Below are 8,901 nucleotides of genomic sequence, written 5' to 3' on the forward strand. Positions count from 1 at the left end.
CCGCTAACGGTTGGATCCCCCTTCGTTTATCACTTGTTCATCTTGATTTGCAGTTATGCAGCGCTCGCGAGTGCCTGGAACATTGTCGGAGGTTTTGCCGGTCAACTCTCACTGGGGCATGCGGTGTTTTACGGCGTAGGGGCTTACACCACCACGCTGCTGATGATCAAGTTGGGCGTGAGTCCCTGGTTCGGGATGTTCGTTGGGGCGTTCCTGTCGTCAATCGTGGCGGTGTTAATCAGTTGGCCTTGTTTCAGATTGCGCGGGCCGTTTTTTGCTTTGGCGACGATTGCGGTACTGGAAGTCGTCCGGTTGATGGCCATCAATCAACATGACGTGACGGGTGGTGCTGCAGGCTTGGGCGTACCGCTTAAATTGGGTGTCGAGTGGATGTTGTTCCGGTCGCGCTGGCCCTATTTGCTGATTTCCTTTGGCTTTCTGATCATTACCTTGGCGGTGTCCTGGAAGATCAAAAATTCGCGATTGGGTTACTACCTGATTGCGGTTCGCGAGCGTGAAGACGCTGCGCATGCGGTCGGTGTGAACTCGGTCAAAGTCAAACTGATAGCGGTCGTCTTATCGGCATTCCTCACCAGCCTGGTGGGCAGTTTCCATGCGATGTACCTGACCTTTATCGAGCCCGGCTCAATGTTCTCGCTGGATATGTCGATTCAGATTGCCATGTTTGCGCTGATTGGTGGCCTGGGCACTGTCTCGGGTCCGTTGATTGGTACGTTGTTGGTATTGCCGTTGGCAGAACTCGCGCGCGGCTGGCTTGGCGATATGGGCAGCGGTGTTCATGGTCTGGTTTACGGGATTGTGCTGGTCGTGGTGGTACTCACAATTCCTCAGGGTTTGGTAGGGAGATTTGGGGCGCGTGTGTTCGGCTGGATCGACGCATTGCCCGGTGGACGTCGGCCAGTTGCGCTGGCTACCAGGGCAATTAAATCCCCGGTGCCCGAACCGCAATCGGTAACCAGCGGCGAGCCCATTCTGGTTGCGGAAAATCTGCACAAGTTCTTTGGCGGGCTGCATGCGACCAACGATGTGTCGCTGAGCTTGGCCGAAGGCGAAATTGTCGGTGTGATCGGGCCCAACGGCGCGGGTAAGACCACGGTGTTCAATCAGCTGTCTGGTTTCCTGCTGCCCTCCAAAGGGCAGGTCAAAGTTCGCCTGCGCAATGGGCAATGGATTACCCCGAGCAGCCCGGCTGAGTTTGCCAAAGCCGGCATCGGGCGCACCTTTCAGATAGTCCAGCCTTTCGCTGATCTGAGTGTCTGCGAAAACATCATGCTCGGTGCATTCATGCACACGGCTGATGCAAAGGAGGCGAGGGCGGTCGCAGAGCAAGTCGCTGAACTGACCGAACTTACCGGTCTGCTGGACACTCGGGCGCGCAACCTCACCGTCGGCGGGATGAAACGACTTGAAATGGCGCGTGCCCTGGCAACTCGTCCGCGGATCCTGTTGCTGGACGAAGTGATGGCCGGACTCAACCCAACGGATGTTGCCAGGGCGATAGCCGTTATTCGCAGAATCCGCGATTCGGGTGTCAGCGTTTTGATGATCGAACACCTGATGCAAGCAACCATGAGCCTGTCGGACCGCATCATCGTCATCAGCTCCGGGACCCTGCTCATGCAAGGTGCGCCGAAGGATGTCATCAGCGATCCCCAGGTGATCGAAGCCTATCTCGGCAAGGAGTACAGCCATGCTTAAGCTCGACAATATCCATTGCGGATATGGCGGTACTGAAATTCTTCGTGGCGTTTCTTTCGAGGTCAATGCCGGTGAAGTGGTCACTATCGTTGGTGCGAATGGCGCGGGTAAAACCACGACCTTGCGCAGCCTGTGCGGCATCGTCACCCCATCCAGGGGCACGATCGAATTCGAAGGGCAGCGCATTGACGGCAATCGTCCAGATCAGATTGTCGATGCCGGCCTGACGCTGATACCGGAAGGGCGTCAGTTGTTTCCGTTCATCAGCGTGCGCGACAACCTGTTGATGGGCGCCTACAAACGCGGTGCTCGTGCGGGTTACAAAAAGCGTCTCGACGATGTCCTGGATCTCTTCCCCAGGGTTCGCGAGCGCCTGGATCAGAACGCCGGGACACTCTCGGGTGGCGAGCAGCAAATGGTCGCCATCGCCCGTGGCCTGATGGCCGACCCCAAGCTGTTGATGTTCGACGAGCCATCCCTGGGCTTATCACCCCTGCTGGTCTCGCAGGTTTTCGAGATCATCAACAAGATCCTGGAATTGGGCACGACCGTACTGATCGTCGAGCAGAACATCGTCCATACCCTGCGTATCGCCCATCGAGGTTACGTGCTCGAAAACGGCGAAGTGGTGCTGAGCGGCACTGGGCAGGAGCTTCTCGATAACCCCCACGTCAAGCGCGCCTACCTGGGCCTCTGATGGGGTGGAGCCGTAGCGGCACACTTATTAAACCCGCGACAAATAGATGAGAACAGGCTATGACAATTTCCAGACACTCGGGGCGCGTCGTTTTGGTCACTGGGGCAGGCAGCGGCATTGGCGCTGCCATCGCCGAGTTGTATTGCCAGGAAGGTGCGGTGGTCGCCTTGCTCGATGCCGATGCCGTGAAGGTCCAGCAGCAGGCCGAGCTGCTGCGAGAGGCGGGTTATACGGTCGGTTGGGCAAAAGCTGATGTGGCTGATTATCAAGAGTGCGTCGACGCTTGTGCCCGTTTGAGTCATGAGCTGGGCCCCATCGATACCTTGATTAATAACGCTGGTATATCGCCCAAGCACGACGGTGCTCCTGCTCCRATCTGGACAATGGCTCCCGAGGAATGGCAGCGGGTCGTCAATATCAACCTCAATGGATCCTTCAACCTGGTCCGCGTTTTAATGCCYGGAATGGTGGAGCGAGGCTTTGGCCGTATCGTCAACATGTCTTCAGTGGCGGGCAGCGCTTTTTTGCCAATTGTGGCGGCTCACTACAGCGCCACCAAGGCGGCCATTATTGGCTTTACCCGTCATCTGGCCGGTGAGTTGGGTCCTTTCGGAATCACCGTGAATGCGTTGGCGCCTGGGCGTATCGAAACCCCGATGCTCAAAACAGTTTCGGCGCAGGCCAACCAGGCGGTTGTCGACGAAACACCGTTACGTCGGCTGGGAACACCGCTTGAAGTCGCCAGGGCGGCGTGTTTCCTCACGTCGAATGAAAGCGATTTTATTACGGGACAAGTCGTCGATGTGGCGGGCGGATGGCTGATGCGGTGACCGTTCAAGGTCAGGAACAATGCGTTTGAGCACTCGGTTTCAAGCGGTAATCACTTGTTTAGAGAACGTCGATCATGGTCAAAACTATGGGGTTCCCAGGGCGGTAYGAGCAAGGTCCGGGAGCGTTAAAACAGTTGGGCAGAATACTGACCGATATGGGGCGGTCTCGTCCTCTCGTGGTGTGCGATGAATTTGTCGCCAGGCATTTATGGCCGGAAGTTGGCGATGCTTTACAGATGCATGGCTTCGAACCTTTGCATATTGAGTTTGCGGGTGAATGTACACACGCAGCCATTGCTCAATTGTCTGAGCAAGCCATGATCCACTCACCTGACACCATTATTGCGCTGGGTGGGGGGAAGACGATTGATACGGCCAAGGGACTGGCTGTCAATCTCAACGTCCCCATCATTGTTTGCCCGACCATTGCATCGAGTGACGCGCCCACCAGTCGGCTGATCGTGCTCTACGATGAGGATCACAAAGTGGTGGGGGTCGAGTACCTGAACATGAACCCCTCAGCGGTCATTGTTGATACCCATGTCATCGCTCAGGCGCCGGCGCGTTTCTTTGCCGCCGGTATTGGTGACGCCATCAGCAAAAAATTCGAAGCCCACCAATGCCATTCCGCCGGTGGCAACAATTCTTTCGGAACGCCTGCGCTGCATACCGCGTTGATGCTGACCAATCTGGTGTTCGACACGCTGATGCAATACGGCGTTTCGGCTTACCAAGCGGTGTGTCGTCACGAGGTCAATGACGATGTCGAGCGGGTAGTCGAGGGCACCGTGTTGATCAGTGGCGTGGGTTTTGAAAGCGGCGGGTTGTCGTTGTCCCATGCGCTGGTTCGCGGCTTGACCGCCATCCCGACCATGGCCTCGATGCTTCACGGTGAGCTGGTTGCCTTCGGCACGTTGGTGCAGATGGCAGTAGAGGGCCGTCCTGTCGACGAGATCGACAAGGTCGCCCGTCTGCTGCATGACGTGAAACTGCCCGTCACGTTCGCGCAATTGGGTCAGAACATGCCGTTCACTACGGCGCAAATCAACACCATGGTTGCAGCCACCTTATCGGCTGCCTACGCGAAAAATATGAACCCACCCTTGAACTACGAGCGCCTCGTTGGTGGTTTGGCAAAGGCTGACAACATCGGTTCACGCCTGACAAACGCAAAGTCCTGCGCCCTGTGATTTGGCTTTGACCAATGACCGCCGTACTGCCTTATAAATACAAAATTTACGAGCTTGCCCCCTACAAATCCCTATGACTGTGCGTCACAGCTGGTTTGTAAATGTAGCTATTTTCACTGTGGGATCACTGCCATAACCTTTGAATCAGCCGAAATCGGGGCGCAATCGTTGCGCTGCGAATTCGTGAAAACAAAACTGAGAGGCCTAAAAATGAATACTCCCGTCAAGCCCGATGAGCTAGCGATTCCGTACCAGTTGCCCCAAGTTCCGTTCATGACGCCAGACATGGTTCACCCGGGCGTCATGACCCGATGGCTGGAAGATGATGAACTGTGGGTTCCGGTTACCAAGACTGTTTCGTTCAAGCCTCTTTTGCTCAATACCAGTGGTGGGTACTACATTAACCTTCTGCGAGTGCGGCAGGCCGGCGTGCTTTCTCGTCACCGTCATAGCGGCGGCGTGCATGCGATCGTGCTCAAGGGACGCTGGTACTATCTGGAGCATGATTGGGTGGCAGAAGAAGGTTCCTTTGCCTACGAGCCTCCGGGTGAAACGCACACCCTTTTTGTACCCGAGGACGTTGAAGAAATGATTACCTGGTTCCACGTTCAGGGTGGCTATACCTACGTTGATCCTCAGGGTGTCGCGGTAGGCTACGAAGACGTTTTCACCAAGCTTGAAGCCGCCCGCGAACATTACAAATCCCTGGGTTTGCCAGACGACTATATTGAGCAGTTCATTCGATAATGCGCAGGGTATGAAAAGCGCGCTTCGGCGCGTTTTTTCATTGCTGTCCAGGACGCAAAAATTTGCTTGAGTTACGCAAGGATAAGGGATGGACAATTACTCTCAGCTACTCGCGTTTATCTGGTCTACCGAATGTGGAAGCTTCTCCGCAGCGGCTCGGGTTCACAAAATTACCCCGTCAGCAGTGAGCAAGTTGATCTCTCGGCTGGAAGACCGGTTGCAGGTCCGGCTTTTTCAAAGGGGCTCACGCATTCTGACGCTGACGGAGGAGGGCGCGGCTTATCTGCGCAGTGCCAAGGCGGTAGTCGAAGCCATGAACGAAGCTGACTCCCTGGCTGAAGGTTTACCCTCAAGGGTCAGTGGGACGCTTCGAATTCATACCATGACCTCTTTTGCCAAGCATCAAATAGTGCCTTGGCTTCCTGAGTTCCTGGATTTGTATCCATCGCTCGATGTTGAAATTCAGTTGGGCGCGCAGTTTGTCGACCATTTTGAACAGGGGCTCGATATCGCTATCCACAGCGGAGTGCTGCCCAGTTCTTCACGTGTTGCCAAACGGATTGGGGAGTGTGAGTGGCTGATTTGCGCCTCGCCCGAATATTTGGCTGAGCATGGTGTGCCCGCTGTTCCAGCTGATCTTTTGAACCACAGATGCTTCAACTTCAGCTTTGTAAGCCCGTGGAACAAGTGGTCGTTTGTTCAGGACGGAGAAGGGGTTTCGGTCCCCGTGACGCCGAGCGCGTCTTTCACTCAAGGTGATCTCCTGCGAGACATGGCTCTGTCGGGGGCTGGTGTCGTCAAGCTTGCCGATTTCCATATTGGGCTGGACGTCAAAGCCGGAACTCTGGTGCCACTGCTAGAGGAGTTCAAGTCGGGAATCATTGAACCGGTTTATCTGTTGTATTCAGACAGAAAACACCTCAGCCCGCGCATCCGAGTGTTTATCGAGTTCTTCCAGAACAAGTGGCGGGAGAATCCCTGGAAGGTAACTTGAGCGCGGGTTCAGATCAGCTGCGGTTGTTTTTAGCCATATCATAAGCGGCAGTAACAAGGTGATCCGACTTTGCGAGAAAAAAGCGATCCCTATAGGGGGGAAACAATGGCCCTCGGTAGCAAGTTCGTCAGAAATCCCACCCAGGATTTGGAGTTGGGGGGGTGTGAGCGTTTTGCTGATAGCCGTACCTGGATTTCCCAGCACGTGTTGGGTAAACAGCCACCAGGCATATAGATCGTTAGCAGGATCGAAGGGGGGATTTGTTGCCGCAACGGTAGCTGGACGTTCTCCAGCATTCTAAGCGGCGGTTCCGGCTTGAAGCTTGATCCGAACAAACTGTTTTCAATCATCGCAGATTCGCAATCTGCATCCTGCTGAATACGCTGACCTGGAAAACGACTTGGAGCCATTTACGAGACCATCCACGGTTTCAGTGAGTGGCGATTCCAGCAATCCAAGATGGCAGAGGATGCCTAGACGAATATTGGTACAAAGGAGCTTCTGGCATCGACGTCGTACCAAAAAAGGTTCGACCTGCTTCAGCGAACGCTCGTTGATATTGACGATGAGGTGGCTGTGAAGGAATTGCTTCTTCGGGCGAAACGGCCGGCTGAATACTTTCGAAAGACAAGTTATCAGGCTCACCTTGCGATCGTGTTCGCTCCGGCCAATGATCTCCTGATGCCGAGTTTTATTTAATTTCCAGCTCCTTCAGCACACCCTGCAAACGTACTTTCAAAGCTTCGCTGACCGCTTGCATCGGAGCGCGCAGTTCGTCGCCGATCAAGCCTACGAAAGCCAGGGCGGTTTTTACCGGTGCAGGATTGGGCTCGATGAACAGGCTTTGAATCAGCGGCAGCAATTTAAAAAATGTTTGGCGGCTGGCGGCCAATTGGTTGTCGCGGATTTGCTGGTACAGTTCGACAAAACGTTCGGGATGCACATGGGCTGATGCAGCAATCGCACCCTTGGCGCCTAGGCACAAGGCGTTGAAGATCTGATTGTCTTCACCGCACAACACCTCAACCTTACCACTGGCCAGCAGCGCCATGGTGTTGCTCAGATTGCCGCCACAGTCCTTGATTGCCACGATGCGCTCATGGTCAACGATATTGAGCAAGGTCGCCTGTTCGAAGGCCACACCGGTACGGTAAGGGATGTCGTAGAGAATCAGAGGAACGCTGGAGGCATTGGCGACGGTCTTGAAAAACGCTTCGAGCCCCGCTTGGGACGGTCGGATGTAATACGGCGGCGGCACGAGCAAACCTGCCACTGGACGCTTCAAGATATCGTTCTGGAAATGCAGCAATTCGGTTAGGTTGTTACCGGCCAGGCCCATGACCACCTTTTCGCTTGGTACCAGCTCCAGAACTGCATCCAGCACAGTCAGTTGTTCTTGTTTACTGAGTGCTGCGGCTTCGCCGGTGGTGCCGCAGACTACTATTCCGTTGACGCCTTTTTCCATCAGATGGCTGATCAGCCGGCGCAAGCCAACGAAGTCAATGGTGCCATTGTGGAACGGTGTAACGAGAGGAACCCAAATACCTTGAAACGATGACATGCGCTTTCTCCTGATAGTTGACCGATGTCGTCACCGTCAGAAGCGTAGAAGGAGGTAAGCAGGGGGAGGGGCCCGTCGCGCTCAATGTCCTGTCAGCTCATCTGACGGGACAGCGCGCCCCGGTCACATGAGCGACTGTTTCTTCGATTTGAGGGCGTGCACAACGCAACCTTGCGCCTTGGCAATCAAGCCAATAACGGAAAGGTTAATTTGAGATGTTGGACGCATGAGTAAGCATATCCTGAATGAGGTTCGTATATTTATTCGTGGGTAATTGGATGTCAAGCGCACTATTGGGTTGATCGGTTGCCGAGGAACGACGACGTGAATTTTAAGGGAGGTGTGAGCTGGAAGCCGCATCGAGTTCTTCCGGTCGCCGGTGTTCAGTCGCACCGACGTTCACCAATTCAGGCGATCGATATTAAGCAGGGGGCGCGCAGGTTCCTTTTACTCGTCCCCGCGCGCTCAGGGCGCTCGGCTAGCACCGATTCATGTTTGGTAATAGGCCTTGTTGATGAGAGTTCGGCATGGCCGCCATTAATAGATTAGATTGAATAATCTGAATAATAATTGAATTTGTTGATTTTCCCCGCTCGCTATAACCTCGAAACAACCCTCAAATCCACCCCGAAAATAGAAAAAGGTGCCCTTCGTACGGACTCAAGTTGAGCCATTCGAGCTTCCAGAATTTCGTCTCATTGCAAGGCCTCAAATATTTCCGATGACGGTCAGATGAGCGGTTTTGTAAACCCCTAATGAGCCGCATCAACACTCTTGCGTGAACTCCACGCTCCTCAATAAGAACAACATGAGGAAAGTCGCAACATGAGCAATTCAATCGAGCAGTCCGCCAAGCATCCACGTGAGACTGTGGCCGGATTTCGCCAGCATATGCAGGCCCTGTGGTCTTATGAAATCGGAGTAATTCCACTACCAATATTCGCTGGTATAGCGCTGATCGTGTACCTCTCAGCTCACCTGGGCTTCCTACCTAAAAACATGATTGGTGGGCTAGCAGTGATCATGACCATGGGCATTTTTTTAGGCCAAGTGGGTCAACGCATTCCAGTGCTCAAGGAGATTGGTGGTGCAGCGATCTTATGTTTGATGCTGCCGTCGGTGGCGGTGTTTTATGGCTTCTTTGGCCCGGCCACAGTTGACGC

Annotated in this window: 8 protein-coding genes and 2 pseudogenes; 9 read left to right on the top strand and 1 reads right to left on the bottom strand. The window is 54.4% G+C overall.

Translation table 11 applies throughout. The annotated features are described in order from the left end of the window. From AC1DSG_RS23145 to AC1DSG_RS23180, 8 genes and pseudogenes are all read left to right on the top strand, one after another. A partial coding sequence (locus AC1DSG_RS23145) for a branched-chain amino acid ABC transporter ATP-binding protein/permease (protein WP_477792968.1) occupies positions 1–1,719 on the top strand: 1,719 nt, incomplete at its 5' end. Next, complete coding sequence (locus AC1DSG_RS23150; protein WP_477792969.1) at positions 1,712–2,416, top strand: ABC transporter ATP-binding protein; 705 nt, start codon at positions 1,712–1,714, stop codon at positions 2,414–2,416. The genes AC1DSG_RS23145 and AC1DSG_RS23150, both read left to right, overlap by 8 nt. Positions 2,417–2,475: 59 nt before the next feature. Continuing rightward, positions 2,476–3,246, top strand: coding sequence for an SDR family oxidoreductase (locus tag AC1DSG_RS23155; protein WP_477792970.1), 771 nt, complete (start codon positions 2,476–2,478; stop codon positions 3,244–3,246). A gap of 86 nt (positions 3,247–3,332) precedes the next feature. Next, complete coding sequence (locus AC1DSG_RS23160) at positions 3,333–4,436, top strand: glycerol dehydrogenase (RefSeq protein WP_477792975.1); 1,104 nt, start codon at positions 3,333–3,335, stop codon at positions 4,434–4,436. 210 nt (positions 4,437–4,646) lie between these two features. Beyond that, positions 4,647–5,183 carry a 2,4'-dihydroxyacetophenone dioxygenase family protein gene (locus AC1DSG_RS23165; protein WP_477792971.1) on the top strand — a complete coding sequence of 179 codons (537 nt, stop codon included), beginning with the start codon at positions 4,647–4,649 and terminating at the stop codon, positions 5,181–5,183. 88 nt (positions 5,184–5,271) lie between these two features. Further along, the gene (locus tag AC1DSG_RS23170) at positions 5,272–6,177 is read left to right on the top strand and encodes a LysR family transcriptional regulator (protein WP_477792972.1); all 906 of its coding nucleotides are present in this window, start codon (positions 5,272–5,274) and stop codon (positions 6,175–6,177) included. A gap of 49 nt (positions 6,178–6,226) precedes the next feature. After that, positions 6,227–6,405, top strand: a pseudogene (locus tag AC1DSG_RS23175) (thymidylate kinase); the annotation flags it as partial. A gap of 57 nt (positions 6,406–6,462) precedes the next feature. After that, positions 6,463–6,750, top strand: a pseudogene (locus AC1DSG_RS23180) (hypothetical protein); the annotation flags it as partial. Between the two features lie 118 nt (positions 6,751–6,868). Here AC1DSG_RS23180 and dapA read toward each other — a convergent pair. Beyond that, complete coding sequence (gene dapA, locus AC1DSG_RS23185; protein ID WP_477792973.1) at positions 6,869–7,738, bottom strand: 4-hydroxy-tetrahydrodipicolinate synthase; 870 nt, start codon at positions 7,736–7,738, stop codon at positions 6,869–6,871. 825 nt (positions 7,739–8,563) lie between these two features. On the opposite strand from dapA, the gene AC1DSG_RS23190 reads away from it, so the two are divergent. After that, positions 8,564–8,901: 2-hydroxycarboxylate transporter family protein (locus tag AC1DSG_RS23190; protein ID WP_477792974.1), on the top strand; the 338-nt coding region annotated here is incomplete at its 3' end.

The organism is Pseudomonas sp. P5_A12, assembly GCF_056400685.1.

What these genes read in the sequence shown, in the direction of transcription:
- AC1DSG_RS23150 (WP_477792969.1), top strand. Translation starts at nt 1,712, where the DNA reads ATGCTTAAGCTCGACAATATCCATTGCGGATATGGCGGTACTGAAATT.
- dapA (WP_477792973.1), bottom strand. Translation starts at nt 7,738, where the DNA reads ATGTCATCGTTTCAAGGTATTTGGGTTCCTCTCGTTACACCGTTCCAC.
- AC1DSG_RS23165 (WP_477792971.1), top strand. Translation starts at nt 4,647, where the DNA reads ATGAATACTCCCGTCAAGCCCGATGAGCTAGCGATTCCGTACCAGTTG.
- AC1DSG_RS23170 (WP_477792972.1), top strand. Translation starts at nt 5,272, where the DNA reads ATGGACAATTACTCTCAGCTACTCGCGTTTATCTGGTCTACCGAATGT.